Below are 25,428 nucleotides of genomic sequence, written 5' to 3'. Positions count from 1 at the left end.
GCTCAGAACCCCGTCGAAGCGGTGAACAGGGCTGCAAACCCGCCTCCGATAAAGTAGCTCGGGGCACTTCCGGCGATGGTAGTGCCATACACGCCGGTTGTGTCTTTCGCATTCATGGTCGGGCTCGCCACGCCGGAAAGGTAGTGTTCGTTCGTGATATTGATGAAGTTCATCCGCAGGGTCGGTTGATGCAGATGGATATGGTCCGAAAAGCGGTAGCCGATGGCGAGATCGCCGGTCGTGTGATCCGAAACGCGCTCGTCGTTCATGAAGGTCGCGTACTGGTGGCCGGTGTAATGCACGGTGGCGACGCCGAAGATATGCCCGTCATCGTAGCTCAGCCCGGCCGCGGCCTGAAGCGTCGGGCTGCGCACGGCGATGCGGCCACGGGTGCGCAGCAGGTCGCCGCCCGACATTAGGTCGTTGTCGATCGTGGCATGCAGGTACTCGCCCGAGACATAGGGGCTGAAATGATGCCAGGGGCGCAGGCCGATTTCCACGTCCACGCCGCGTGAGGTCTGGCCACCCGCGTTCATCGTCGTACTGACGACGGAGCCGTTCTGGACAGCCTGAGTGGAAACCTGGCGGTTGGTGAAGTTGTAGTTGAACAGCGTCAGGCTGCCGATGATCCAGCGCCCCGTGCGGCGGTATCCCAGTTCTTCGGAAATGGAATATTCGTTCCGGACGTCAGCCGATCCGGTTCCGTACATTTCGCCCGAAGAGGGGTCATAGGTGTTGTACAGCGCGCTCTGATCCGGGGCGCGGAAATTGGTTGTGGCGTTGAAGAAGATCTGGTTTTCCGCGTCAATGCGCCAGCGGACGCCAAGGCGGGGCAGGGGCTCCATGCTGTTGGAGCCGACATGGTATTGCGGGCCCGGCATGCTGTTCGTGCCATCGCGGCTCATCATGACGGCCTTGAACCCGAGGTCTATGGCCAGATGGTCATGCAGCAGAGACATGTGGTCGCCGATGAACAGCGCGTTGGTCTGTGAAATGGTGTGAAAGCTGCCGCCCAGAAGGCGTTCGCCGTTGGACAGGCGGATCACGTCGCGGCCGTTTTGCGCCCAGATGTCCGGCGCATAGCCGTTGGTCTGGACCGCCGTGAAGGGCTGCTGCTCGTTGTCGTCACCGTAATCGTACCAGTACCCGAGGACGAAATCGTTCCAGCCGGTTTTGTAATGCAGCGCGCTGGTAAAGCCCGAGCGGTAGCTGCGCTGGGTGTAATCCGCGCGGACGACGCCCACGCCGTCCTGCGCGCCGGGAAGGTTCAGCGTGTCGGACAGGGCCTGTGTGCCTTGGTAAAGCCCGGTTTCGGACAGGGTGCTTCCGCCCGGCCAGTTACCATATGCAAGCTGCGCGTAGGGTGTGGCGTCCAGCGTCAGATGGTCAGTCAGCGTCAGATGAACCGGCGCGCCGCCATAAAGCGTGCGCTCTCCGTCCCGCCACAGACGCCAGTAATTCGCGCCGTTTTCCGGATTGCTGCTGTCATAATGGGCCAGCAGGTTGTTCTGGCCTTTGATCCCGTCCGATTTCCATGTGTCCATCGTGGGTTCGGGATACCAGCTTGTGATGGTTGTGTTGAAAGTGCCGATAAGGCTGGCGCGGTTGCCTTGTCCCCATTCCTTGAGAAAATTGAAATCGACATGCTGCTTTTCGTCGCGTCCGGGCCCGCGCCAGTTGTCGGTCGCGCCGTGGGAGTAGGAGACGAAGCCACGGATGCCGGTATGGGCGATGTCGCCGGTGTCGAGGCGGATGAATTCGCGGTTGGTGTTGTAGGATCCGTAAGACACGCTGGCGTCGCCACCCGCTTTTTTGGCCGGGTCGCGGAAGGTCAGGTTCATTAAACCCCCGGCGGCGTTCAGGACCGGGCTGTCCAGATCGGCCGAGCCCTGCGACAGGGCGATTTCCTGATAGTTCTCACTGTCCGCGAATTGGCTGGGCGTGCCGGAATACGCGGCGACATCGTTCAGCGGCATGCCTTCGAGCACATAACCGATGGCGCTGTTATCGAGCCCTCGGACGGTGATATCGGTATTGGGGGAAAATCCCATCGGATCGGACGAGGATACATTGGCGCCGGGCAGCATGGATGCGAGCTGAAAGGCCGTTGCCATCGGGGCCTGTTTGGAAATGAAATCCTGACTGACCGTACTGACGGATTTCACACCGTCCTGTGGGTGGATCAGGCCGCCTCCCGGCTGGTTTCCGGGGGCGCTGTCCGCAAGCCGGTGAACGACAATATGTTCGGCTGGTGCCGGGCGCGGTGCAGTCGCGGCTGAAGGGGCGGGTGCTGTGTGATGCGTTGGCGGTTTGCTCGTATCGGCCGCGTGGGCGACGGACAGGCAGACCGTGGTGCCGATCAGGGCGGGCAGGATGCCATGATACCGCAGGCGGGACGCAGCAGAGTCTCCGGGGTGTCCGTGGGCCATGATGGAAAACGCCTCGCCTGCAAGCAATGGGTGTTCAGCGCTGGCAGGAAGGGTTCAAGCTGCTGGCTGGCGGGATCATGAAAATGCGTCCGGCAGGCAGCGACCACCATCCCTCCGCCAGTGTGAACTGGATCAGGTTCAATGGGTCACTGCGTCCTATGACGGACAAGCGTCATGCCAGCAGAATCTCAGCCCCTTGTCGGGGCTCCCCACGGTGAAACCTCAGAAATCCTCCGGAGACGGAAAATTGTCAATATGAGCAGATTCTGTCCGGGCCGTGCAGGGGAAGTGTTGCAAACAATTTCGAGAGTATTCTTCATTCTTTATTAATAACGACATGTATAGTTTTCAAAAAAATCACGCCAGTGCCTGAACGGGGCGTGAGACCTGAGGTCAATAAAGGCGATCATGTTAAACTGGATTGAAAAAACCGCTTACGTTCGCCAGAAAATCAAGGTGCTGTTTGCGCTTCTTGTTCTGATCGCCGTAGTACAGTTTGCTGTCGAACAGCTTTGCGATCGTCTGTTTGTTCATTACCAGCATGAACAGATGCTGTCGCAGTGCATGGGGCTGCTGTTTCAGGTTGGACTGACACTTCTGATCGCCCGGTTCGCCATTCATGTGATTGCCGTGCCTTTCGAGCAGATTACCGCTGCGACGGAGAAGGTTGCGAGTGGCGCTCTCAACATCACCATTCCGTGCCTTCATCATCGTGACTGTGCGGGGCGGCTGGCACGCTCTCTCCAGTTGTTCCGGGAGAACAGTCAGAAGCAGTTGGCCCTTCAGGAAAATTCGGCGGAAGAAGCGCGCGATGCGGCGCAGATCCAGAAGGAACTGTCCGGCCGCAGCGAGCGGATTCGCCGTGTGCAGGATGAGACGATCGGAACCATCTGTGCGGGGCTAGAGATTGTGAAGGAAGGGGATCTGACCTTCATGTTCGGCGACGGTTTTCAGGACCGGTTCGAGGAATTCCGGCAGAATTTCAACACGCTCATCCAGATCTATCGGACGGCGATCGCCAAGATTTCCGATGCGACTTCCGTCATCGCTAACGGAACCGCCGAAATCGCCTCCGCTTCAACGGAACTGAGCGGAAGGACGGAACGTCAGGCCATCACTCTGGCCCAGTCTGCCGCCTCCATTAACAGCATCACCCAGACGGTCGGCAAAACGGCGCGTTCTGCGGTGAGGGCGCGTGAAACGGCTCTTGAAACGCGGGGGCAGACCGTCGTGGTTTCGGAGATCATGCATTCGGCCAACCGGGCCATGGGCGAAATCCGGACGTCGTCACGACAGGTCGAGAGCATTCTGGGCCTGATTGAGGAAATCGCGTTCCAGACCAATCTTCTGTCGCTGAATGCCGGGATCGAAGCAGCCCGCGCGGGAGAGGCCGGTCAGGGTTTTGACGTTGTGGCCAAGGAAATCCGGGCGCTTGCGCAGCGCTCCGCAAAATCGGCGCAGGATATCCGCAACATCATTACGTCTTCGGGCCGACAGGTGGAAGAGGGTGTCCAGCTTGTCGGGGATGCGGACCGCTCGATGAAGGTTATCAGTGAGCATGTGGACGGCATCACGTTGCTGCTTGAAGACATTTCCCGCTCCACGACGGGTGAGGCCGAGAGTCTTGAGACGATCAACAAGGCCATCAACGAAATGGACCAGATGACCCAGCGCAATGCCGCGATGGTGGAAGAGGTCAATGTGGCCTGCCGGAATCTAAGCAACGAGGCGAAGGATCTTTTCGCCGAACTGTCCAAATTCCGTTTCAGCCCGTCACAATCTGCAAGCAGGAGACCGGGGTCCATACCCCGTGAACTGGCTCCGGCGGGTTTCTGAGGCTTTTCAGGAAAGTGAAAGACGCATTTTCCTGACATGTCTCGACATCGGAGCCGATATTCCCGACACTGACGCCCATGGTTGTCAGTCCGCTCTTTCTTTCTGCGCTGAATGACGGGGCCTGCCCATGATGGGCGGGGCCTTCCGATCTCTGGGGCGGCGGAATTACCGCGTCTGGGCCATGGGGGCACTGGTTTCGAATATCGGAACCTGGATGCAGATGACGACGCAGGACTGGCTGGTCCTGACGGAACTGACACGGCATGACGCAACGGCAGTCGGGATTGTCACGGCGCTTCAGCTTGCGCCGCCCCTTCTGCTGATTTTCTGGACCGGAAAAATCGCCGACAGGGTGGAGAAACATCGCTTCCTGCTTCTGACACAGGCTGCTCTCGGTACACTGGCCATCGCGCTCGGGGCTTTGGTGGTGACGGGGATGGTCCGGTTGTGGGAGGTGGATCTGTTCGCCTTTCTGAGCGGTTGTGTGGCGGCGTTTGACAGTCCGGTCCGGCAGATTTTTGCCGGTGAACTCGTGGGCGAGGAAGACTTGCCGAATGCGGTGGCGCTCAATTCCGTGTCTTACAATGCAGGCCGCATGATCGGACCTGCGGTCGCCGGATTCTGTATTGCGGAACTCGGTTCGGGATGGTCCTTCATCCTGAACGGGTTTTCGTTCTATGGCGTGCTGATGTCGCTCCTGTCTCTGCGGACGCAGGATCTGCACCGTCTTTCGGCCCGAAAGCCGGAAAGCGCGCATCAGGAAAAGCAGGATCTGCTGTCGGGGGTGCGGTATGTCTGGAAGCGCGATGATTTGCGGACCATCCTGTTCATGCTGTTTCTGCTCGGTGCCTTCGGACTGAATTTCCCGATTTATATTTCGACCATGGCTGTCAGTGTCTTTCACGTCGGGGCGCATGGTTACGGGGTGCTTAATTCAGCCATGGCGGTGGGGACGATTACGGGCGCGCTGTTCGCTGCCAGCCGTAAAACCATGAAGTTCTCGGCGCTGCCGCAGGGGGCGATTGTGTTCAGTCTGGCCTGTCTGCTGGGGGCGCTTGCGCCGGGATACTGGGCGTTTGCGGTCACGCTGGTCATGGCGGGGATGTCGACTCTGACATTTACGGCGGTGAGTAACAGCTACATGCAGCTTGCGACCGATCCGGGCATGCGCGGACGCGTGGTGTCGATCCGTTTTGCAGTCTTTGCGGGCTCCTCACCGCTGGGCGCGCCGCTGGTGGGGATGGTGGCCAATTCGCTGGGGCCGCGCTGGGCGCTGGGTGTGGGGTCTTTGTCGGGGATTCTGGCGGCAGGGGTGGCGCTGCTTTATCTGCACCGTACGCAGACGGATAAGGAAACGGTGTCCTGATGAGGCGCTGGGTTGTAAGCGGGTTGACGTTTGGTGCGGTTCTCCCGGGTCTGTTTCTGCTCTGGATGGGCTTCGTGGCGTTTCGGGGGCTTTCAGCCGTGCCGAAGCAGTCTGAAATGGCGGTTATTTTCGGGACGGCGGTGACTGCGAAAGGCAAGCCCCGCCCAGCGTTGCAGGAACGGTTGCAGGAAGGACTGCGGCTCTGGCGTGCTGGGCTTGTGCGGACTGTCATGGTGAGTGGTGCGATCGAGAGCGGCAATCGTCGCGACGAAGCCCGGATCATGGCGGACTGGTTGATGGTGCGGGGTGTGCCGGAAGCCGCCATCATTGTGGATTCGCACGGGAACAATACCTGGCTGACGGCCCTGCATGTCGCGCGCCTGCATCCACAGAGGGCGGTCGTGGTCACGCAGTGGTTTCACATTCTGCGGGCAGAATGGGCGCTGGGCCGGGCAGGCGTGTCGCCGGTGTCGGGGGCAGCCCCGTCACGGTTCCGGCTGGCGGAGCTTTGGTATCTGTTTCGGGATTCCGTGGCGCTTCCGGTTTATGTGCTGACGAAAGCGCCGCCCGGCTGACTCAGTAGGGAACGCCGATCTGTTCGATGGCTGTGGCGAGAGAAGGTGCCAGAGGCATCATGGGGGCCAGTGTGGACTGATAAGCGTGATACAGGTCGCCCTTGCCCTTGTAGATCGTTTCGGTGGGTTCGCCTTCGGGGCTGACTTCGTTGAACCAGCTTCCGAAATCCCGGTCGATCAGGGTTGTGTCGATATAGTCCCAGATCGTGCGGTACCAGTGCTCGTAATGGGGGTTTCCGGTCCGCTTGTAGAGGTTGATGGCGGCTGTCAGCGCTTCGGCCTGAGCCCAGTGGATGCGGCTGCGGTTGTGGGGGGCGTGCTCCCAGTTGATCGTGTAGAGCATTCCTGGCCGGCCATCGGCGTTCCATCCGGTTTTCATGCCCGTTTCGAATAGCGCCTGCGCGTCATGCAGCATCCAGTCCGGGGCCTCCAGCCCATGACGGAGCAGGGCGGCTTCGAGCTTTAAGGTCAGATGCGCCCATTCCACGAAATGCCCCGGCGTCATGCCATAGGGGCGCAGGTCGTCATTGGGTTTGTTGCTGTGATAATCGCGCATGAGGGTCCAGTCGCGATCGAAATGCTCCGGCATGGCGAAACCCTGCCCGGCGGCCAGTTCGTGCACGAAGCGGGTGACGATGCGCCGGGCGCGATGCAGCCATTTCACGTCTCCGGTGACGTCCGCCAAGGCCATGAAGGCTTCGGTGGAGTGCATGTTGCTGTTTGCACCTCGATAATTTTCCTCGTCCGACCAGTCTGGCGCGAAGCTCTCGCGCATGACGCCTTCGTCCTCGCTCCAGAAATGGGTGTCGATCTGATGGATGGCGTCTTTGAGCAGTTCGCCTGCGCCTTCCGCTCCGATCAGGACGGCGGAAGAGGCGGCAAGGGCAACGAACGCATGGAGGTAAGCCTGTTTGCGGTCATTGTCCTTGTCCGCGAAATGCTGCCAGCCGCCATGGGCGTCATCGCGGAAATGCGTGCGCAGGGCGTGAATGCCGTGTGTGACCAGCGGTGCGCTTCCGGGCAGGCCCTGAAGTTCGGCCAGGGCATAGGCATGGACGCAGCGTGCGGTCAGGGTGGCTTCGGGTTTGGCATTTTCGGGGAGGGTGCCTTCCAGATCCAGTCCCGCGAAGCCTCCGTCCACGCATCCACCTTTGCTGAAGTCCAGAAGGCGACGGCCCTGCATTTCCAGCCAGGCCCGGTGCGAGGGGCGGCGGATCCAGCTGTCGCGGCTGAGCAGGGTAGGCGAAAGGCGATCGGTCATGGGGCACTCCGGGCAGATCGGCGGATTTGGGCATCAGGACGTTTCAGACGGGCCGGGGTTCCAAAGTGGCGAACACGCAGACATGAACCTCACGAAGATGCGCATCGATGCGGATGTGGCTTGCGTCGCGCGATGGCTTTGCCGATACATGAGTGTATGACTGAGCGTTCTTCGATCATTGTCGCCCCCAGCCTTCTGGCTGCTGACTTTTCCCGCCTCGGGGAAGAGATTGCCTCCATTGCGCGTGCGCCGTGGCTCCATCTCGATGTGATGGACGGGCATTTCGTGCCGAACATCTCGTTCGGCCCTCCGGTGATTGCGGCATTGCGCAAGCATACGGATGCGAAATTCGACGTGCATCTGATGATTGATCCGGTCGATCCATATCTGGAAGCGACGGCAAAAGCCGGTGCCGACCATATTACGGTCCATGTCGAGAACGCGCCCCATCTGCACCGCTCGCTTCAGACCATCCGCGCGTTAGGCTGTCGTCCGGGTGTGGCGATCTGTCCGGCGACGCCTGCCGTGGCGTTGTCGGAAGTTATGGATCTGGTGGACATTATCCTCGTCATGACCGTCAATCCGGGTTTTGGCGGACAGAGCTTCCTCGATAGCCAGCTTGCCAAAATCAGAACGCTGGCGGAGATGATCCGCAAGAGCGGTCGTGAGATCATTCTTGCCGTGGATGGCGGCATCGACCCGCAGACGGCGCCGCGCGTTGTCGAAGCCGGTGCGACCATGCTCGTCGCAGGATCGGCGATTTTTGGAAAAGAAGACCGGGACGCGGCGATCCGGGCGCTTGAAGGACCGTTCGTGGAACAGACGCCCGGATGACAGGCAGTCCCTGGCTTCGCGGTCTGCGTCTCTCTCTTGCCCGTCTGCCGTTTGGCGCGCCTGCCCCCGAAGGGCCGGTGCATGTGTTCCGTGATCCCTGGAAAGGGGATGCGGAGCAGGGGGCGCGCCTGATTGGCGGGAAGTTCCGTTTCGACCGGCACGATTATGTCCTGCCCAGCGGCAACTGGGAGCGGGGCCCCTGGCCCGAACCAGCGCGGGAATGGCTGCATGGGTTCGGCTGGCTGCGGGACCTGAGGACGCTCGGGAGCGACAGGGCACGCCTGACTGCGCGCGGACTCGTTAGTGACTGGCTGGCGCACCCGCCGACAGATCCTCTGGTCCGTGATGCCTGTGTGACGGGATCGCGTCTGGCGTCGTGGCTGTCGAACCATGAGTTCTGTCTGGCATCCGCTGATCCGCGACTTCAGCAGCGTCTGATGGAGCGGATGCTGGTGGAGGGGCGCACCATTGCGGCCCTTCTGCCGCTGCCGCCGCAGGGTGCGCGGGGGTTGATGGCCTTCCGTGGGCTTTTGGCTGCTGCGATGGCAATGCCGGAGCAGACCGGATTCATGTCGCGCTTTCTGCGCTATCTTCCGGCGGAGTTGGAGCGCCTTGTTCTCGCGGATGGGACCGTGATTGAGCGTAGTCCTGAGGCGCAGTTTCTGGTGGCGCGTGAGTTGGCGGAAATGTCCGTCATGTTTCGCACGGCCCATGCGAGTGTGCCGCCGTTCATCGACCGTGCCTTGGACAAGGTCTGTCCTGTTCTGCGGGCCATGCGGCACGGGGATGGAGGGCTTGCGGTCTTTAATGGGGCGAACGAACGGCACAGCGCGGCGGTGGAGGATGTTCTCGCGCAGGGATCGCGCCAGAAGCTGATCGCGCCTGCCATGCCGCAGGGTCGCTTCACGCGGCTGGCGCTCGGGAAATCGCTGCTGATTGTCGATAGCGGACCGCCCGCCCAGGCAGGGTTCGATACAACCGCTCACGCTGGAACGCTGTCTTTTGAATTCTCGCATCAGCGGCACCGTCTGTTCGTCAATTGCGGCAGTGCCGTGATCGGGGCGTGGCGTGAAGCCATGCGGAGCAGTGCGGCCCATACGGTTCTCGTCGCGGATGGTCTGTCGTCGGCGGATTTCGGACCTGATGGCGGCATGACGCGCCGTCCGGTCACTGTCTCCTGCGACCATCAGACCGATGGGACCGCCCACTGGTTGGATATGTCGCATGACGGCTATCACGCGCCTCTGGGCGCGAAATGGACGCGGCGTCTGTATTTCGGTGCTGATGGTGAGGACCTGCGCGGGCAGGAACTGATCGACGGCGAGCGTAATATCGATTTCGCCATCCGTTTTCACATCCACCCGGATGTGACGGTGACGCAGGATGACGAGGATATCATCCTTCAGGTCGGCGGGACGATCTGGCGTTTCAGGCAGCGAGACGGTGTCGTACGTCTGGAAAACGACGTGTATCTAGGGCGTGGAAAACGCGAAATCTGCCGCCAGATCATCATCACGCCGCAGCCGGTTGCCGAGGTTGCGGCCCCGCCTGAGGGCGACAGCGCGCCCGAGCCTGAAAAACCCGCAGTGCAGAAGCCGGTCAAACGGACTCATCAGAGCGTGACATGGCTTCTCGAACGCATTCCGGAATAGGCCGTCTCGTGTTCAGGGTTTCGGCGTGAAGATCCTCGAAATTACGAATGTGGATTTTGCGCTCAGGCAGTTTCTACTGCCGCTGATGCGAGAACTGCGCGAGGCCGGGCATGATGTTCAGGGGGCCTGTGCCGAAGGGGCCCATCTTCAGGCTGTGCGGGCCGAGGGCTTTACGGTGCATGGCGTTCCGATGGCGCGATCGCTGTCGCCGGTTGCCCAGTATCGCGCTTTTCTTGCGTTATTGCGCCTGATCCGGCGTGAAAAGCCGGATCTGGTGCATGGCCATATGCCCATTAGCGGTATTCTGGCACGGTTTGCCGGCCGACTCTGTGGAGTACGGATCGTGGCCTATACCTGCCACGGCTTTCTGTTCAACCAGCCGGGATCATGGCGCCGTCGGATGCTGTCCCTGATACTGGAATGGGCAGCGGGTCGCATGACGGATCTGTATATGACCGTTTCGCGCGAGGAAGCGCGGGATGCGCGTCGGCTGCATCTGAACCGCAACCCTATTGCCATCGGCAACGGCCGGGACCCGGAACGCTTTCATCCCGATCCGGCCGTCCGGGCCAAGATACGCGAGGAACTTAGGGTTCCGCAGGATCGACCGGTGGTTATCGTGGTGTCGCGTCTGGTGCGGCACAAGGGGCATCCCGAGTTGCTGCGGGCGATGGAAGATGTTCCCGATGCCGAACTCTGGGTCGTTGGCGAGCGCCTGCCTTCGGATCACGGGGCGGATCTGACGGCACCGTTCGAACGTGCAGGGGAGCGTCTGGGGCCGCGTCTGCGGATGCTTGGATATCGGGAGGATGTGGCCGAGCTTCTGATGGCGGCGGATATTTTCGCGCTGCCCAGCCATTTTGAAGGTTTGCCCATGTCTGTCATCGAGGCGATGCTGACAGGGCTACCGGTCGTGGCGACGGATGTTCGCGGACCCAGAGAGCAGGTCGTGGATGGAACAACCGGATTTCTGGTGCCGCCGGGGCTTTCTGCTCCGCTTGCCCGCGCCCTGCGTCTTCTGGTGCAGGACGCGGCGTTGAGAGAGTCCATGGGTAATGCCGCAAGACGGCTGGCGCTGGAGACTTATGACGAGCGTCGTATTCTCCGGCATGTCGTGGCTCTGATGGAAAAGGTTGCCTCTGAGCATGCTGTCGGCGGTCAGAGAGACTGAGAGTATTTCGTTTTTTCAGTCTGCTTTGATGAATACTTGAAAATCATCTTTTCAAATCACGATCAGATATTGGTATTACTATCAGTACTAAAATACTCCGGTTATGATGACTTCGATTCTCCCGTAAACTTGTCTTTTGTTTTTATGTTGTTTTCATGAGACTGTGATCACACGCGTTGATTGAAGGCAAAGGTATTCCCATGAAGGTCGGTCTGTTTGTTCCCTGTTATGTGGACATGTTTCATCCCGAGACAGGAATTGCGACGCTGGAACTGCTGGAACGTTTCGGACTGTCCGTTGAATATCCTGTCGATCAGACATGCTGCGGCCAGCCCATGACCAATACCGGCTGCGAGCGCGAGGCCGCCAAGACGGAAGAACTGTTCGTCCGCAATTTCGGGAAATACGACTACATCGTTACGCCGTCCGGAAGCTGCACCAATCAGGTGCGCAACAACATGACGGCCATCGAACAGACCGATGCCGTCAAGCATGTTCGCAGCCGCACCTATGAACTGGTCGAGTTCCTGCACGACGTTCTCAAGGTCGATGCGTTCCCCTGGGCCGAGTTTCCGCATCGTGTTGCCTTGCACAACAATTGCAACACGCTGCGGAATCTGCGGATTGCCAGCATGAGCGAACGTCGGGAAGAGCCGTTTTCCAAGCCGAAGGCGCTGCTGGGGATGGTCAAGGGCATTGAATTCGCCGATCTGACACGGCCTGATGAATGCTGCGGCTTTGGCGGGACGTTCTCGGTGTTCGAGGAAGGTGTTTCTGCCAAAATGGGGCAGGATAAGGTCACAGACCAGCTCAAATCCGGGGCGGAATATGTCACGTCATCCGACAGTTCCTGCATGATGCATCAGGAAGGCTGCGCGCGGCGGATGGGCGCCAACCTCAAATATATCCACATCGCCCAGATCCTGAACGGAGCACGCGCATGACCGCCGAACTGCATGAAGAGCTGACGGACCCGCATGGCGAACAGCTCGATCACGGTGCCGCGTCCTCCCGGCCTCTGAAATCCCGGATTGCGGAGCCTCAGCCCAGGGGGGCGAAAATCCGTGGCAACCGGCCTGTTGACCAGTCCGAAGCTGCGAACCGCTTCATGGCCGCGACCGAACATGAAGCCATGCATGACGCGCGCCTGTGGGATCTGCGCCAGAAGCGCGACAAGGAAATGCATGGGATCGAGGAGTGGGAAGAACTGCGGAACCTCGCCTCAGGCATCAAGGAACACACGCTTTCGAAGCTCGATTACTATCTCGAACTGTTTGAGAAAAATGCGACGGCCAACGGGATCAAGGTTCACTGGGCGAAGGACGGGGCCGAGCATAACGCCATTGTTCTGGAAATCCTGCGGAGCAGGGGCGTCGAGCGGCTGATCAAGAGCAAGTCCATGCTGACGGAAGAATGTGGCTTCCGGGAGTTCATGGCCCACAATCATGTCGAGGTGATTGAAACGGATCTTGGCGAACGCATCCAGCAGTTGGATGATGAAGCCCCCAGCCATGTCGTGGTTCCGGCCGTGCACAAGCTGCGCACCGATGTCGCCAGCGTTTTTGCCAAAACGATCGGCTCTGACCCTGACAATGCCGATGCACATTACTTGACGGAATGTCAGCGCGAAGCTACGCGCCCGCTGATCCTCTCGGCGCAGGCAGGGATGACGGGCGGTAATTTCGTGGTGGCGGAAACGGGGACGTTCGTTGTCTGCACGAATGAGGGCAACGCGGATCTGTCCGCCAATACGCCGCCGCTGCATATCGCGTCCATCGGGATCGAGAAGCTCATTCCCGGCCTGAACGAGTTGCCGGTCTTTATCCGGCTGCTGTCGCGGAGCGCGCTGGGGTCCCCGATCACGCAGTATACGTCGCATTTCCGCGGCCCGCGTGAGGGTGGCGAGATGCATGTCGTGCTCGTGGATAATGGGCGTTCCGAGCGTCTGGGAATGGAAAAGTTCTGGCCGGGGCTGAAATGCATCCGCTGTGGCGCCTGCATGAACACCTGCCCGGTTTTCCGGCGCAGCGGTGGTCTGAGTTATGGCGCGACTTACGCCGGGCCGATCGGGCTGATTATCGACCCGACCTTCAACGTCCATAAATACCGCAACCTACCGTACTCATCGACGATGAACGGGAGCTGCACCAATGTCTGTCCGGTGAAGATCAATATTCACGAACAGATTGCGGACTGGCGCAAGACGCTGGCGGGCGATGGGGAAATCTCTCCGGTCAAGAAGGTCATGATGAAGGCGGCGGGCGAGGTTCTGGCATCGCCTGTGGTCTATCGCGCGAGCCTGCCTCTGGGACGGAGCGCGCTGCGGCACCTGCCGCATTTCATGCTGTACAACAAGCTCAATACTTGGGGCCGCAAGCGCGACATTCCCGAAACGCCCAAGCAGACGTTCAATGAGTGGTACCGCAAGAACCGGAAGTCGCAGGAAAAGTCGCAGAGCGAGGGAGAAAACTCATGAGCGGCTCACGCGACGCCATTCTGGGCGCAATCCGGCACAATCATATTCAGGGCGAGCATCCCCGTCCTGCCGTGCCGCTGTTCGATCAGGCAGCCCCAGCCGATCTGAAGGTTCTGTTCCAGAAGTCTCTGGAACGCATGGGCGGGAAAATACTGATCCCCGATGTGCCTGACCCGATGGCGCCCGTGCGGCAGGCCATCGTCAAGCCGGGGCCTGTCGTGTCCTGCGTGCCGGAGTTTGAGGGGGATATGAAAATCACGCCCCAGACGAAGCCCACGGATATCGCGCCGGTCGAATACGCCGTTCTGCGTGCTGCGTTCGGTGTGGCGGAGACCGGGTCGCTATGTTTTACGGAAAAGCAGCTTCATGTGAACACGACGGGCTTTCTGCCGCAGCATCTGATCGTTCTGCTGGACCCCGCCCAGATCGTTTACAACCTGCACAATGCCTATCAGCGTCCGGAATGGTTGCAGGCGCATTATGCCGTGTTCCAGAGCGGTCCGTCAGCAACGGCGGATATTGAAGGGGTTCTGGTGCATGGTGCTCAGGGCGTGCGGTCTCTGAGCGTTCTGCTTCAGCCCTGACAATGGCGGGCTGCTTACAGCCAACCGTTCGCGCGGGCGATGCGGCCGGCTTCTATGCGGTTCCGGGCGTCCAGCTTCTGTACGATTTCCGAGAAATAATTGCGGACTGTTCCTGAGGACAAGGACAGTTCTTCCGCAATTTCGCGGTTCGTACGCCCGGCTTCGGCCAGGCGGAGCATGGTGCGCTCGCGTTCGGAAAGGGGATCAGGCAGGGCGTCCCAGACGGCTTCGGCCAGATCGGGGGCGATGGCTCGTCCCCCGGCGGCGACTTTGCGGATGGCGGCGGCAAGCTGCGTGATGGGGGCGTCCTTGAGCATGTAGCCGCGCACTCCCGCCTGGAGCGCGCGGCGCAGATAGCCGGAGCGTCCAAAGGTTGTCACGATCATGACGCGGCTGGGGAGATTTTCCTGAAGGATTTTCTCGGCAAGTTCGATACCCGTAACATGGGGCATTTCGATGTCGGTCAGGACCACATCCGGCCGGTGCTCGCGGATCAGGTCCAGAGCTTCGCGCCCGTCCGTGGCGCGTCCGACGATCTGGATATCGTCTTCAAGATGGAGCAGGGCCTCGAAGGCATCGAGGAGCATGGTCTGGTCTTCGGCAAGGATGAGGCGGATCATGGCAGGGTCGTCGCAGTCAGTGTGAAACCCCGGGGGCGGGGAGAGATGGTCAGGGTGCCGCCCGAGGCGGCCAATCTGGCGCGCATGCCGCGCAGACCGTTGCCTTCAACGATGGTCCGGGCGGGTTGCGCGGCTTGAAGCGGGCCGTCGTCTTCGAGGGTGAAGGTGTGGATGTGCCCGCTGGCGTCGTACAGGAAGGTCAGAGTGCAGGTTCGGGCATCGGAATGGCGGATCACGTTCGTAACGGCTTCGCGCAGGGCGAGGGCGAGCACGCTGTTTGGTGGGGCGTCGGCAGGAGGCTCGCGGCCCTCGAGAACGAGCGTGATGCCTGTCGTGTGCAGGGCTTTGCGGGCACGCTCCAGTTCGCGCAGGAGGGACGCCCCATTCATGCCGGACACAGCTTCGCGGACTTCGCGCAGGGACGTGCGGGCGATCTGGCTGATTTCGTTGATTTCCTGTCGGGCACGGGGCGGATCGGCTGTGAACAGGCGTTCAGAAAGTTCGGCCTTGACCGAAATGACGGTCAGGGAATGACCCAGAAGATCATGCAGGTCCCGGGCGATGCGTTCGCGCTCGGCGGTGGTGGCGAGCGCACGGATCTCGTTCTGGGCTTCGCGCAGTTCGAAATTGCGGATACCGAGCTGCCACTGCACGAGCGTGCCCATATAGGTGATGATGCTGAAAAAGGCGCCGGGAATGACTTCAAGCGTGGTTTTGTGTCGGAAATGGCCGGAAATGATGAGCACGACCTGCAACAGGATGACCATCGTGATGGACTGTCGCCTTTCGGGCAGGCGTGCACACATTCCAGCAGCGAAAATGCAGTAGACTTCCCAGTCGCCGTGCGTCCAGGCACAGGCATGGCCGATCAGATCGGTGAGGATGATTTCGCCATAGCCGTAATAGCGATCTTTGCGGTAGGGCGCGAAATAGACCAGCAGAAACAGCAGCATGGCCGCTGCCGAAAACAGGACGCCCGGCAGCGTGGGGCGGTGATAGCCCAGCAGCCACGGAATCGGATAGAACAGCAGGTAGCTCAGATAGGCCACCAGATAATGGTTGAAGTGCGGCCAGGGCGTTTTGCGATCCGCCAGATGGCGGGAGAGGGAATCTGCGGCCATCAGGTGAGGGTGATGGAGGCCGGTTCGGCAGGCAGGAACAGGCCGGACCGCCATAGTCGTATCGCGCTGCCAACCCAGATGGCGAGGGCCGTTCCGAAACCTGCGACTTCCAGATGGTGCGGTTCGGGCAGAAGCATGGAAAGGCCCGAAATCAGGACGATGGCGCCGCCCATGAACACATGCACCGGTTCTTGCAGGGCGCGGCCCAGCGGGACGTAGGACAGGCCAATGATGGCCCCGAGCACCGGATAGAACAGGTCCAGCCGATGATGGGAATGGGTCCATGATGCGGCGGCGAAAATCCCTACGAAACGCAGGATTTTGATACGGCGCGTCAGTTTCGGGTCAACGGAGATTTCGGGGCGTCGGAGGATGAGGTCGCGGCGGGCGAAACCGAGGACCAGAAGAAGCGTCGGGATGGCGATGAGTGCGGCGGTCAAGGCTGTAGGCAGTTTGCCCGCCTGTGCGCCGCGTGTGGCCCAGACGGCTGCGAAGGCCAGACCTGCGCAGTCAGTCAGCAGGCCACGCCAGTTTTTGCGTTCCGTCATCATCCGCGCTGCGTCTCCGTTGGGGGCAACCTGCGGCGAGGATGCCCGTTCCGGCGAAGAAAAAACAGGGTGCAGTGTCAGGAGTCGCGGATGACATCGGTCATGACGGATGTCAGACCGGACGGAGCAGGATGTGCTTCTTCTTGCCAGACGACACTTTCAGAACACCGTCGCGCAGGTCGTCGAGCGTGAAAGTCTGGTTTTCGTCCGAAACTACCACGTCGTTGACGCGACCGCCGCCGCCGCGGATCAGGCGGCGGGCTTCTCCGCCACTTGCGGCCAGTCCGGCCTCCTGAAAGACGCGGAATGCGGGCAGACCTTCAGCGATCAGAGTGGCAGGCAGGTCGATTTCTGGCAGGGCAGCCTGAGTGGAGCCCTGCTCGAAGACGCGGCGTGCCGTTTCGGCGGCGTCTTCAGCCGCCGCGCGACCGTGGCAGATGGCGGTGGCTTCGGTGGCGAGTATTTTCTTGGCTTCGTTGATGTCCGCGCCTTCGAGCGCCCCAAGCCGTTCGCACTCCTCGACGGGAAGATCCGTGAAGAGCTTGAGGAAACGGCCGACATCGGCGTCTTCGGTGTTGCGCCAGAACTGCCAGTATTCGAAGGCGGGCAGACGTTCCGCCCGGACCCATGTGGCGCCGTTGGCGGACTTGCCCATCTTCGCACCCGAGGACGTGGTGACGAGCGGCGTGGTCAGACCGAAAATCTGCTTGCCATCAGTGCGGCGGGCCAGATCAATGCCGGAGACGATGTTGCCCCACTGGTCCGAGCCGCCCATCTGGAGAACGGCGCCGTGGCGGCGGTTCAGCTCGCGGAAATCGTAGGATTGAAGGATGGAGTAGTTGAACTCCAGAAACGTTAGACCCTGTTCCCGCTCCAGGCGCTGCTTCACGCTGTCAAAGGATAGCATGCGGCTGATGGAGAAATGTGCGCCGACATCCTGCAGCAGGTCGATGTAGGAGAGCTTGTCCAGCCAGTCCGCGTTGTTCGCGAGAATGGCGCCGCTGGACGGGTCTTCATCGCTGAAGGTGATGAACTGGCGCAGGGATTTCTCGATCCCGGCGATGTTGTGCGCGATCGTTTCGTTCGTAATCAGAGACCGGGCCTCGTCACGGAAAGACGGATCGCCGATTTTGGCCGTACCGCCACCCATCAGTGCGATCGGGCGATGGCCGTGTTTCTGGAGCAGGCGCAGCGCCATGATGGAGAGCGCATTGCCGACATGCAGGGAGTCTGCTGTCGGATCGAAACCCACATAGGCGGTGATCGGTCCGGCCAGCAGGGCCTCGTCGAGGGCGTCGAGGTCGGTGCACTGGAAGATCAGGCCGCGGGCCTGGGCTTCGAGGAGGAACGGACTCTTTGGCATGGGTCGATCTTGCTACGCTGCTGCTGGAAAGAAGGGACACGGACCCTAGCATGACCGGCCCGGGAGCGGAAATTTCGGCGTTTGACAGGGATTTGTGGAGCCTAAATCAAAAAGGCTCTCCGCGAGGGAGAGCCTTTTTGAAGGTGTCTGTCGGGATGTTTGTCCCGGATCAGTCTGCGGCCAGAGCCAGTGCCTTGCGGCCACGCATCGTATTGACGTGATCTTCCAGCGCCTCGCCGACGCGGTCGGCCTGTTTGGCGAAGATGTGGTCGGCGTCGTCGAAGATACGGTAGTCGACGGTCACGTTCTTCTGGGTGTTCAGCTTGTCCACCAACTTGCGGATGCCAGGCTCGGGCGCCATTTCGTCCTTGCCGCCGGCAATCATGAGGCCGCCGCACGGGCAGGGGGCCAGAAAGCCGAAATCGTAGTCGTTGGCCGGGGGGGCCACGCTGATCCAGCCGCTGATTTCAGGGCGACGCATCAGAAGCTGCATGCCGACGAACGCGCCGAAGGAATAGCCCGAAATCCACAATTCGGTGGAGTTCGGATTGACCATCTGCATCCAGTCAAGGGCTGCAGCCGCATCGGAAATTTCGCCGATACCGCCGTCATAACGGCCCTGGGAGCGGCCGACGCCACGCGAATTGTAGCGCATGACCGAGAAGCCCATTTTCTCGAAGCTGCGATACATCGTGTAGGTTATGCGGTTGTTCATGGTGCCGCCATGGAGCGGATGGGGATGCAGCACCAGGGCGAGCGGAGCGTTGGGTTCGCTGGAGTGGTGGTAACGACCCTCAAGCCGGCCGTCTGGGCCGGCGAACATCACTTCAGGCATAATACTCTCGCGCTGTGTCAGGCAGGATTGGAACTCTGCCGTCCGGTGGTGCTGTGTATACCGATTCGCAAAAGCCGATTTCCACCAAAATCGACATGCCATTGCGATTTCCGCCTGTTTGCCCAATCTGGAAAACATGATGACTGCGCTGAAAACTGCTCCCGGGACGACCTATCTGGACGCCAATGCCACCGAGCCGCTCCGCCCTTGTGCGCGGGACGCTGCGTTGGAGGGGATGATGCTGTCGGGAAACCCGTCTTCGGTTCATGCTGAAGGGCGTGAGGCCCGCCGTTTTCTTGAAGATGCCCGCAGCCGGATGGCAGCAGGTTTCGGGCGGATTTCCGGCGCTTGCGTGTTCACGTCCGGTGCGACGGAAGCCGATGCTATGGCGGTTCATGCTTTCGGGCAGGGGTGTCGGATTTTTGTTGGGGCTACGGAACATGATGCCATCCTCAAGGCCGCGCCGGACGCTGAAATCCTGCCCGTAAACAGGGATGGAATTCTGGATGTGGAACACCTCCGCGCACGGCTGCGGGAGAGTGGTCCGGCACTGGTCTGTGTGATGTCCGCCAATAACGAGACGGGGGTGCTTTCGCCGCTGGAGGATGTACTGGCGGTGTGTCGCGACTCGGGTGCGCATCTGCATGTGGATGCTGTGCAGAGCGCGGGACGGGTGCCGTTCGCGCTGGGCGGGTGCAGTGTTGCGGTGTCGGGGCATAAGATGGGTGGCCCGAAAGGGGCGGGCGCGTTGTTGCTGGCGGAAGACGAGCCCATGGACGCTCTGGTGGCGGGCGGCGGTCAGGAGCGGGGACGGCGGGGCGGAACGCAGGCGCTTCCGGCCATTCTGGGCATGGCGGCGGCGTTTGATGCGGCGCGTGTGCAGGACTGGGGGCCGGTGCAACGTCTTCGGGATCGGGTCGAAGCTGTGGCGAAAACTGTTGGCGCGCGGGTTGCGGGGGAGGCGGTGGCGCGGCTGCCGAATACGAGCTGTCTGATTTTGGACGGTGTGGCGGCGCAGGTGCAGCTTATGACGCTGGATCTGGCGGGGTTCTGTGTGTCCGCGGGGTCGGCCTGCTCGTCGGGGAAAGTGTCGTCTTCGCATGTGTTGCGGGCGATGGGGGAGACGGAGGGCGCAGCACAGGCCATCCGTGTTTCACTTCCTTGGAATGTGCAGGAAGCTCAGGTTGAGGCGTTTTGTGAGGCGTATGAGGCGATGGCGCGCCGTTTAAGGAAATGATCGGGAAACGGGCATGATCTATCTCGATTATCTTTCGACAACGCCATGCGATCCGGCGGTTGTGAAGGCCATGCTGCCCTGGTTCGGGGAGGATTTCGGCAACCCGCACAGTGTGCATGGGCCGGGACGGAAAGCGGCGGAGGCCGTGGAGCGGGCGCGGGAGAGCGTGGCTGGGCTTTTGGGCGTGGAAGCGCGGGAGATCGTATTCACGTCCGGTGCGACGGAAGCGAACAATCTCGCCATCAAGGGGGCGGCGCGGCATCTGGTACGGCTGGGCGATCCGCGACGGCGGATCATCACAGTCGCAACCGAGCATAAATGTGTTCTGGAATCGGTGCGGGCGCTGGCGTCTGAAGGCTTTGAGGCGGTTGTGCTGGGCGTGGATGCTGACGGGCGGGTTGATCCCGAAATCCTGCGGGAGGCGCTGAAGGTGCCGACGCTGTTCGTGAGCATCATGGCCGCGAACAACGAGACCGGCGTGTTGCAGGATATTCCGCAGCTTGCGGCGCTGGTGAAGGCGGCGGGCGCGCTGATGCATGTCGATCTGGCGCAGATGGCCGGGAAAATGCCGGTGTCGTTGCGCGATGTGGATCTGGCGTCCGTGTCCGCGCACAAGATGTACGGACCGAAAGGGATCGGGGCTCTGTACGTCCGCCGACGACCGCGCGTTCGGCTGGAGGCATTGTTTTCGGGGGGCGGGCAGGAGCGCGGATTCCGGTCTGGCACGCTGCCGACACCGCTTGTCGTCGGATTTGGAGTGGCTGCGGAACTGGCTGTTGCGAACATGGCGGATGAGGCCGTGCGGTTGGGCCTGTTGCGGGACGATTTGTGGGTGCAGCTTCAAAATGGCTTGCCGGGGATTGCCCTGAACGGTGCCGGGGCGCCGCGTCTGGCGGGGGCGCTGAATGTCTGTCTGCCTGAGGGACTCCGGGCGCTCGACGTTTTGGAAGCCTGCCCGGATGTTGCCGCTTCGACCGGATCGGCGTGTACGGCAGCGGAGATTGCGCCTTCCTATGTGCTGACGGCGATGGGACTTTCTGCGCAGAAGGCGTCGCAATGCTTGCGCCTGTCGGTCGGACGCTCTACCTCCAAGGCCGATATTGACCGTGCGGCCGAACTTCTGATCGCCGCTGCGCGGACGTGCCAACCCAACTGAAACCGGAAAAACGGACGACCTATGCCCAAGATGACCTTTATCGAGCGTGATGGAACCCGTCGTGACGTGGACGCGCCTGTCGGACTGTCGGTGCTGGAAATTGCGCACAAGCATGACATCGACCTTGAAGGCGCTTGCGAAGGCTCGCTGGCCTGCGCGACCTGCCATGTGGTCGTCGATCCGGACTGGGCTGCCAAGCTGAGCCAGCCGACCGATGACGAGGAAGACATGCTCGATCTGGCGTTCGGTCTGGAAAAGACATCCCGTCTGGGCTGTCAGATCGTCATGACGGATGCGCTGGATGGCCTGACCGTCCGCCTTCCGAAGGCGGGCTGAGCACCATGCGGATCCTCGTTGCCATGTCGGGAGGCGTGGACAGTTCCGTAGTGGCCGCGCTGCTCAAACGGCAGGGCCACGAGGTGATTGGCGCCACCCTCCAGCTTTACGATCACGGACAGGCTGCCAAGCCGGGTGCGTGCTGTGCGGGGCGTGACATCATGGATGCGCGCGCCGTGGCAGACCGTCTGGGCTTTCCGCATTACGTCATTGATGCGGAAACGCGCTTTCGTGACAGTGTGGTCGAGAGCTTTGCGGATGCCTATGCGCGTGGCGAAACGCCTGTTCCTTGCGTGGCCTGCAATCAGGGCGTGAAGTTCACGGATCTTTTGGGCATGGCGCGGGATCTGGGCTGTGAGGCCATGGCGACCGGGCATTACGTCCGTCGTGTCGACGGGCCGGACGGAGCGGAAATGCACCGTCCTGTCGATGCCGAGCGGGACCAGACCTGGTTCCTGTTCGCCACGACCAAAGACCAGCTTGACTATCTGCGCTTTCCGCTGGGCGAGATGCCGGACAAGGCGCATGTCCGGGCGCTGGCCGAAGAACTGGGCCTGTCGATTGCGGCCAAGCCCGACAGTCAGGATATCTGTTTCGTCCCAACCGGCTCCTATGCCGAACTGGTCGAGAAGCTGCGCCCGGAAGTGCGGGGCGAGGGCGAGATCGTGGACGAGGACGGCAGGGTTCTGGGGCGGCACGAAGGCGTGGCGCGCTATACGGTCGGGCAGAGCAAACGTCTGGGCGACATCCATACCGCAACGGGCGAACGCCAGATGGTGACGCGCATTGATGTGCCCAAGCGGCGCATCGTGGTCGGGCCGCGCGTGCAGCTTTCGGAAGCTGACAGTCGCCGGACCGTGCGTCTGCGCGACATGAACTGGCTGATCGATGCGCCTGCTGAGGGCGTGCGCTGTGGCGTGCAGATCCGCGCGCGCGAAAAGCTGCGCGAGGCTGTTGTAAAGCCATTGGAGAATGGCGGTGCGCTGGTGGAACTGAACGAGGCCGCGATGCCCGCGCCCGGTCAGGCCTGTGTGCTGTATGATGGAAGCCGCGTGCTGGGCGGCGGCTTCATTACTGCGGGAGAGGCCTGATGGCGGGAATGCTGCTTCTGGGGTCGCGTCGGTATTCGTCGTGGTCCCTGCGGGGCTGGCTGGCGGTGCGGCTGGCCGGCCTGGACGTGACGGAAGAGGTGATTGCGCTCAAGGGTGGTGGCCGGACGACCGAGATTCATGTGCGCTCGCCCAACCGGATGGTGCCGTATCTTCAGCATGACGGCGCGGATGTCTGGGAAAGTCTGGCGATCTGCGAATACTGCGCGGAAATCGCACCGTCTCTGTGGCCCGAAGACCGGATCGTGCGGGCCCATGCCCGTAGCATCAGCGCGCAGATGCATGCCGGTTTTCGCCCGATCCGCCAGAACTGCTCCATGGATGTCGAGCGTATTCCTGCGCCTCTGCCCGAAATCAGCGAGGAACTGGCGGCCGATGTGGCGCTGCTGAGCCGCACACTCAAAGATGCGCTCCTGCGCTCGGGTCAGCCGACGACGTTCCTGTTCGGGGACCGGATGACGGTGGCGGACTGCATGTATGCGCCGATTGCCATTCGGATTCACACGTTTGAACTGGCAGTTGATCCGGTCGTGAAGGTCTGGGTGCGGACGATGCTCGATCAGCCGCTGATGCGGGAATGGTACGCGCTGGCGGAGGCCGAACCGGCGGAGTGGCGGCTGCTTTACTGAGGCTTAGTGGTGGACGAAGCCCATGCCGGTCTGAAGAGCAGTTCTGAAAACCTCTCCCCAGACGCTGCCGTTACCGCCCATGCCACCACCGCCGTGCCCGCGATCACTTTTGACTGTGTAACCGGGGTCATCGTCGTCATTGGCAGTTGATGCTATGTCGGCCGGTGCGTGTGAGGCGCAGGCTGCGAGCAGGATGAAAACGGTTACGGTGCAGGCCTTTTTCACGAATTCCGTTTCCTCCGGTTGCTGTCCCGCCGAAGAATGCGTGCTGCCGTAACGTCTGTCATGTCAGGAACGGTAAGGAAGCGTAAGCGTGCCGTCTTTCAAAAGAAACTTCCGGGTGCTCCGCGTAGTTAAGCAGAGTGGATCTGTCCGCTGCTGGTCTGTCATGACGTAAGTGGTTGTGGGATCAGAGATCGGGAAGGGGCAATGCGGTCATGAATTCTCTGGGGCTGTTTGCTCTGCTGCTGGCCGTGGCAACGCTGCTGGGAATCATCAATTACCGGACCCTGAAACTTCCACTGGCCATCGGAATCCTGCTGTTTTCGATGCTGATTTCTTTGGTCGTCATGCTCCTGAACCCGCTATTTCCGGGTTATGACCTCCAGCAGGTTCCTCAGAGCCTTCTGGGCACGATCAACCTGCCCCGGACATTGTTGGATGGGGCTCTGTCTTTCCTGCTGTTCGCAGGGGCGATGCAGGTCGATCTGGGAATGATCGTCTCTCGCGGTAAGGCGGTCGCGGCGCTGGCGATCGTAGGAACGTCGCTAGCCGTGGCGCTGATGGCCGTTCCGGTCTGGTTCATTTTTCCCGTATTCGGGCTTGCTGTGCCTTTCAGCTGGTGCGTGCTGCTGGGCGCGATGCTGGCACCTACTGACCCGGTCTCGGTTGTGGGCATGTTGCGGCGTCTGGGGCTGCCGCCCTCGCTTCAGGCGACATTCGCGGGGGAAAGCCTGTTCAATGACGGCGTAGGCGTTGTCATTTACGGAACGATGATCGGGATGGCCACGGGAGATATCGCGTCCGTCTCGGCCAGTGATTTCATCGTGCGTTTTCTGGTTGAAGCCGTGGGAGGCGGATTGTTCGGCGCATTCACCGGCTGGCTGGCGCTGTTGCTGCTTCGCGGCGTGGAGGATGCACAGATTGATCTTCTGGGCTCTCTGGCGCTGGCGGCGGGCACCTACAGTCTTGCGAACGGGCTGCATATGTCCGGGCCGATTGCAGTTGTGGTGGCCGGAATGAGTCTGGCCAGCAAGGCGGGGCACAGGGCCATTACGCCGCAATCCCGCGCGGAAATGGTAGGGTTCTGGAACCTGATCGACGAGATCCTGAACGCTCTGCTTTTCCTTCTGATCGGGTTTGAACTTCTGGAAATCAGGCCCCATCTCGCGCCGTTCCTGATGATGGTGGTGGCCATCCCGCTCTCGGTTTTGGTGCGCGGGGCGAGTGTTTTCTTGTGCACCATTCCCGTTCAGTTGCAGCCCGGAGAGCGGGGGCGTGCGTTGGGCCTTCTGACATGGGGCGGGCTGCGGGGTGGTATTTCCGTTGCGCTTGCGCTGGGGCTCCCGGCGGGGGAACTGCGCGATACGCTTCTGCCTGTGTGCTACGGTGTTGTGGTGTTCACGATCATTGTTCAGGGCCTGAGTATGGGGCGTGTGGCGCGTTGGCTGTATCCCGAGAAGCCTTCCGCAGTTGAAGTGCCTCCGGCCTGATGGGGGTGGGTATTTCCGTAAAAGGTGTTCGGCAGGGTCTGTGGGTTCCGGAAGAGGGCTGTGATAGGTTCGGAAAACAGAGAATTCTGCTGGAGCATTTTACAGATGATACGTTTGAAGCATGTCACGATGGCCGCAGCTTTTGGGGCGTCGCTCGTTGCGCCGCATCTGGCGTCCGCGACGCCGCTGCCGGGTCAGACGGCCTGCTGGCAGTCGAATGTGGGCGAAGACCCACGCCCGGAAATCAGCTGTCAGACCCTGTCACCAGAGTTCCTGCGCAAGCTGGAACATGCAACCCCGGCCCAGGTCGTCAAGCTGTTCGCTGTGCCGGGAAAAGACGGAAAACCGACCTATTTCGAAGGTGTGGGCAAGATCCCGGGTTTCTATAACGGTTATGTGGAACTGGTTTACACCAAAGGCCATGTGACGAATGTGAGCGCGGTGACGACCGAGTTCCAGAAAAATGGCATGGCGGGTGATGAAATGGATTTCCGCTGGGATTCCGTGAAGGGCGAATGCTCGGATTTCCCCGGCTCCACCCATCGTTGCAACGCGGCCGAATAAAGTCTGAGTGTCAG

The 25,428-nt window shown here is 61.0% G+C and carries 24 protein-coding genes and 1 riboswitch; of the genes, 16 read left to right on the top strand and 8 right to left on the bottom strand.

The window, feature by feature from the left end; all coding sequences use genetic code 11:
- Positions 1–2 precede the first annotated feature (2 nt).
- Entirely contained in the window at positions 3–2,429 is a 2,427-nt protein-coding gene (locus tag HKD28_RS03275) for a TonB-dependent receptor (RefSeq protein ID WP_235993277.1), read from the bottom strand.
- 92 nt (positions 2,430–2,521) lie between these two features.
- Positions 2,522–2,651, bottom strand: a riboswitch (TPP riboswitch).
- 186 nt (positions 2,652–2,837) lie between these two features.
- Between HKD28_RS03275 and HKD28_RS03270 the strand changes: the two genes are divergently transcribed.
- The 3 genes from HKD28_RS03270 (at position 2,838) to HKD28_RS03260 (ending at position 6,206) form a co-directional block, all read left to right on the top strand.
- A complete protein-coding gene (locus HKD28_RS03270; protein ID WP_194266866.1) occupies positions 2,838–4,265 on the top strand; it encodes a methyl-accepting chemotaxis protein in 1,428 nt (475 codons plus the stop codon).
- A gap of 127 nt (positions 4,266–4,392) precedes the next feature.
- The gene (locus HKD28_RS03265) at positions 4,393–5,631 is read left to right on the top strand and encodes an MFS transporter (protein WP_194261269.1); all 1,239 of its coding nucleotides are present in this window, start codon (positions 4,393–4,395) and stop codon (positions 5,629–5,631) included.
- A complete protein-coding gene (locus tag HKD28_RS03260) occupies positions 5,631–6,206 on the top strand; it encodes a YdcF family protein (protein ID WP_194261270.1) in 576 nt (191 codons plus the stop codon). The genes HKD28_RS03265 and HKD28_RS03260 overlap by 1 nt, the downstream gene beginning before the upstream one ends.
- Before the next feature lies 1 nt (position 6,207).
- On the opposite strand, the gene HKD28_RS03255 is transcribed toward HKD28_RS03260, so the two are convergent.
- A complete protein-coding gene (locus HKD28_RS03255; RefSeq protein WP_194266865.1) occupies positions 6,208–7,467 on the bottom strand; it encodes an AGE family epimerase/isomerase in 1,260 nt (419 codons plus the stop codon).
- Positions 7,468–7,623: 156 nt separating this feature from the next.
- Here HKD28_RS03255 and rpe point away from each other — a divergent pair, with 156 nt between their 5' ends.
- The 6 genes from rpe to HKD28_RS03225 all read left to right on the top strand — a co-directional run bounded on the left by rpe (position 7,624) and on the right by HKD28_RS03225 (position 14,184).
- Positions 7,624–8,301, top strand: coding sequence for a ribulose-phosphate 3-epimerase (gene rpe / locus HKD28_RS03250; RefSeq protein ID WP_194261272.1), 678 nt, complete (start codon positions 7,624–7,626; stop codon positions 8,299–8,301).
- The gene (locus tag HKD28_RS03245) at positions 8,298–9,953 is read left to right on the top strand and encodes a heparinase II/III family protein (RefSeq protein WP_194266864.1); all 1,656 of its coding nucleotides are present in this window, start codon (positions 8,298–8,300) and stop codon (positions 9,951–9,953) included. The genes rpe and HKD28_RS03245 overlap by 4 nt, the downstream gene beginning before the upstream one ends.
- A 25-nt stretch (positions 9,954–9,978) precedes the next feature.
- Entirely contained in the window at positions 9,979–11,124 is a 1,146-nt protein-coding gene (locus HKD28_RS03240) for a glycosyltransferase family 4 protein (RefSeq protein WP_194266863.1), read from the top strand.
- Positions 11,125–11,324: 200 nt separating this feature from the next.
- On the top strand, positions 11,325–12,068 hold the full coding sequence (locus HKD28_RS03235; protein WP_099285848.1) for a (Fe-S)-binding protein: 744 nt from the start codon (positions 11,325–11,327) through the stop codon (positions 12,066–12,068).
- Positions 12,065–13,600 (top strand): lactate utilization protein B, encoded by a 1,536-nt coding sequence (locus HKD28_RS03230; protein ID WP_194266862.1) that lies wholly within the window; start codon positions 12,065–12,067, stop codon positions 13,598–13,600. Before HKD28_RS03235 ends, HKD28_RS03230 begins: the two co-directional genes overlap by 4 nt.
- Positions 13,597–14,184: a LutC/YkgG family protein gene (locus HKD28_RS03225; protein ID WP_194266861.1), complete on the top strand. Its 588-nt coding sequence runs from the start codon at positions 13,597–13,599 to the stop codon at positions 14,182–14,184. The genes HKD28_RS03230 and HKD28_RS03225 overlap by 4 nt, the downstream gene beginning before the upstream one ends.
- A 14-nt stretch (positions 14,185–14,198) precedes the next feature.
- Here the strand turns inward: HKD28_RS03225 and HKD28_RS03220 are convergent, their stop codons facing one another.
- From HKD28_RS03220 to HKD28_RS03200, 5 genes are all read right to left on the bottom strand, one after another.
- Positions 14,199–14,804 carry a response regulator transcription factor gene (locus HKD28_RS03220; protein ID WP_062028613.1) on the bottom strand — a complete coding sequence of 202 codons (606 nt, stop codon included), beginning with the start codon at positions 14,802–14,804 and terminating at the stop codon, positions 14,199–14,201.
- The gene (locus HKD28_RS03215) at positions 14,801–15,925 is read right to left on the bottom strand and encodes a sensor histidine kinase (protein ID WP_194266860.1); all 1,125 of its coding nucleotides are present in this window, start codon (positions 15,923–15,925) and stop codon (positions 14,801–14,803) included. The genes HKD28_RS03220 and HKD28_RS03215 overlap by 4 nt, the downstream gene beginning before the upstream one ends.
- Complete coding sequence (locus HKD28_RS03210; protein WP_194266859.1) at positions 15,925–16,476, bottom strand: hypothetical protein; 552 nt, start codon at positions 16,474–16,476, stop codon at positions 15,925–15,927. The genes HKD28_RS03215 and HKD28_RS03210 overlap by 1 nt, the downstream gene beginning before the upstream one ends.
- A 109-nt stretch (positions 16,477–16,585) precedes the next feature.
- Positions 16,586–17,836 (bottom strand): tyrosine--tRNA ligase, encoded by a 1,251-nt coding sequence (tyrS, locus tag HKD28_RS03205; protein ID WP_194266858.1) that lies wholly within the window; start codon positions 17,834–17,836, stop codon positions 16,586–16,588.
- Positions 17,837–18,005: 169 nt separating this feature from the next.
- Positions 18,006–18,671, bottom strand: a complete 666-nt coding sequence (locus HKD28_RS03200) for an alpha/beta hydrolase (protein ID WP_194266857.1) — start codon at positions 18,669–18,671, stop codon at positions 18,006–18,008.
- Between the two features lie 136 nt (positions 18,672–18,807).
- Between HKD28_RS03200 and HKD28_RS03195 the strand changes: the two genes are divergently transcribed.
- Genes HKD28_RS03195 through HKD28_RS03175 form a run of 5 tightly spaced genes read left to right on the top strand, consistent with a single transcriptional unit; the run spans position 18,808 to position 23,138 of the window.
- On the top strand, positions 18,808–19,908 hold the full coding sequence (locus tag HKD28_RS03195) for a cysteine desulfurase family protein (RefSeq protein ID WP_235993276.1): 1,101 nt from the start codon (positions 18,808–18,810) through the stop codon (positions 19,906–19,908).
- A gap of 13 nt (positions 19,909–19,921) precedes the next feature.
- Entirely contained in the window at positions 19,922–21,064 is a 1,143-nt protein-coding gene (locus HKD28_RS03190) for a cysteine desulfurase family protein (protein WP_194266856.1), read from the top strand.
- Between the two features lie 21 nt (positions 21,065–21,085).
- A complete protein-coding gene (locus HKD28_RS03185; protein WP_194261281.1) occupies positions 21,086–21,400 on the top strand; it encodes a ferredoxin family 2Fe-2S iron-sulfur cluster binding protein in 315 nt (104 codons plus the stop codon).
- A gap of 5 nt (positions 21,401–21,405) precedes the next feature.
- Positions 21,406–22,491, top strand: a complete 1,086-nt coding sequence (gene mnmA / locus HKD28_RS03180) for a tRNA 2-thiouridine(34) synthase MnmA (protein WP_194266855.1) — start codon at positions 21,406–21,408, stop codon at positions 22,489–22,491.
- A complete protein-coding gene (locus HKD28_RS03175) occupies positions 22,491–23,138 on the top strand; it encodes a glutathione S-transferase family protein (protein ID WP_194266854.1) in 648 nt (215 codons plus the stop codon). The genes mnmA and HKD28_RS03175 overlap by 1 nt, the downstream gene beginning before the upstream one ends.
- A 3-nt stretch (positions 23,139–23,141) precedes the next feature.
- On the opposite strand, the gene HKD28_RS03170 is transcribed toward HKD28_RS03175, so the two are convergent.
- Positions 23,142–23,363, bottom strand: coding sequence for a hypothetical protein (locus tag HKD28_RS03170; RefSeq protein WP_194266853.1), 222 nt, complete (start codon positions 23,361–23,363; stop codon positions 23,142–23,144).
- Positions 23,364–23,575: 212 nt separating this feature from the next.
- Between HKD28_RS03170 and HKD28_RS03165 the strand changes: the two genes are divergently transcribed.
- On the top strand, positions 23,576–24,850 hold the full coding sequence (locus tag HKD28_RS03165) for a cation:proton antiporter (protein WP_194261285.1): 1,275 nt from the start codon (positions 23,576–23,578) through the stop codon (positions 24,848–24,850).
- Positions 24,851–24,955: 105 nt separating this feature from the next.
- A complete protein-coding gene (locus HKD28_RS03160) occupies positions 24,956–25,414 on the top strand; it encodes a hypothetical protein (RefSeq protein WP_194266852.1) in 459 nt (152 codons plus the stop codon).
- Positions 25,415–25,428 lie beyond the last annotated feature (14 nt).

The sequence above is a fragment of the Gluconobacter cadivus genome (assembly GCF_015244745.1).
Classification (GTDB): Bacteria; Pseudomonadota; Alphaproteobacteria; order Acetobacterales; family Acetobacteraceae; genus Gluconobacter; species Gluconobacter cadivus.
Note: the sequence above shows the minus strand (reverse complement) of the source record. Positions and strands in the feature narration are given on the sequence as shown.

What these genes read in the sequence shown, in the direction of transcription:
- HKD28_RS03275 (WP_235993277.1), bottom strand. Translation starts at nt 2,429, where the DNA reads ATGGCCCACGGACACCCCGGAGACTCTGCTGCGTCCCGCCTGCGGTAT.
- HKD28_RS03270 (WP_194266866.1), top strand. Translation starts at nt 2,838, where the DNA reads ATGTTAAACTGGATTGAAAAAACCGCTTACGTTCGCCAGAAAATCAAG.
- HKD28_RS03265 (WP_194261269.1), top strand. Translation starts at nt 4,393, where the DNA reads ATGATGGGCGGGGCCTTCCGATCTCTGGGGCGGCGGAATTACCGCGTC.
- HKD28_RS03260 (WP_194261270.1), top strand. Translation starts at nt 5,631, where the DNA reads ATGAGGCGCTGGGTTGTAAGCGGGTTGACGTTTGGTGCGGTTCTCCCG.
- HKD28_RS03255 (WP_194266865.1), bottom strand. Translation starts at nt 7,467, where the DNA reads ATGACCGATCGCCTTTCGCCTACCCTGCTCAGCCGCGACAGCTGGATC.
- rpe (WP_194261272.1), top strand. Translation starts at nt 7,624, where the DNA reads ATGACTGAGCGTTCTTCGATCATTGTCGCCCCCAGCCTTCTGGCTGCT.
- HKD28_RS03245 (WP_194266864.1), top strand. Translation starts at nt 8,298, where the DNA reads ATGACAGGCAGTCCCTGGCTTCGCGGTCTGCGTCTCTCTCTTGCCCGT.
- HKD28_RS03235 (WP_099285848.1), top strand. Translation starts at nt 11,325, where the DNA reads ATGAAGGTCGGTCTGTTTGTTCCCTGTTATGTGGACATGTTTCATCCC.
- HKD28_RS03230 (WP_194266862.1), top strand. Translation starts at nt 12,065, where the DNA reads ATGACCGCCGAACTGCATGAAGAGCTGACGGACCCGCATGGCGAACAG.
- HKD28_RS03225 (WP_194266861.1), top strand. Translation starts at nt 13,597, where the DNA reads ATGAGCGGCTCACGCGACGCCATTCTGGGCGCAATCCGGCACAATCAT.
- HKD28_RS03220 (WP_062028613.1), bottom strand. Translation starts at nt 14,804, where the DNA reads ATGATCCGCCTCATCCTTGCCGAAGACCAGACCATGCTCCTCGATGCC.
- HKD28_RS03215 (WP_194266860.1), bottom strand. Translation starts at nt 15,925, where the DNA reads ATGGCCGCAGATTCCCTCTCCCGCCATCTGGCGGATCGCAAAACGCCC.
- HKD28_RS03210 (WP_194266859.1), bottom strand. Translation starts at nt 16,476, where the DNA reads ATGATGACGGAACGCAAAAACTGGCGTGGCCTGCTGACTGACTGCGCA.
- tyrS (WP_194266858.1), bottom strand. Translation starts at nt 17,836, where the DNA reads ATGCCAAAGAGTCCGTTCCTCCTCGAAGCCCAGGCCCGCGGCCTGATC.
- HKD28_RS03200 (WP_194266857.1), bottom strand. Translation starts at nt 18,671, where the DNA reads ATGCCTGAAGTGATGTTCGCCGGCCCAGACGGCCGGCTTGAGGGTCGT.
- HKD28_RS03195 (WP_235993276.1), top strand. Translation starts at nt 18,808, where the DNA reads ATGATGACTGCGCTGAAAACTGCTCCCGGGACGACCTATCTGGACGCC.
- HKD28_RS03190 (WP_194266856.1), top strand. Translation starts at nt 19,922, where the DNA reads ATGATCTATCTCGATTATCTTTCGACAACGCCATGCGATCCGGCGGTT.
- HKD28_RS03185 (WP_194261281.1), top strand. Translation starts at nt 21,086, where the DNA reads ATGCCCAAGATGACCTTTATCGAGCGTGATGGAACCCGTCGTGACGTG.
- mnmA (WP_194266855.1), top strand. Translation starts at nt 21,406, where the DNA reads ATGCGGATCCTCGTTGCCATGTCGGGAGGCGTGGACAGTTCCGTAGTG.
- HKD28_RS03175 (WP_194266854.1), top strand. Translation starts at nt 22,491, where the DNA reads ATGGCGGGAATGCTGCTTCTGGGGTCGCGTCGGTATTCGTCGTGGTCC.
- HKD28_RS03165 (WP_194261285.1), top strand. Translation starts at nt 23,576, where the DNA reads ATGAATTCTCTGGGGCTGTTTGCTCTGCTGCTGGCCGTGGCAACGCTG.
- HKD28_RS03160 (WP_194266852.1), top strand. Translation starts at nt 24,956, where the DNA reads ATGATACGTTTGAAGCATGTCACGATGGCCGCAGCTTTTGGGGCGTCG.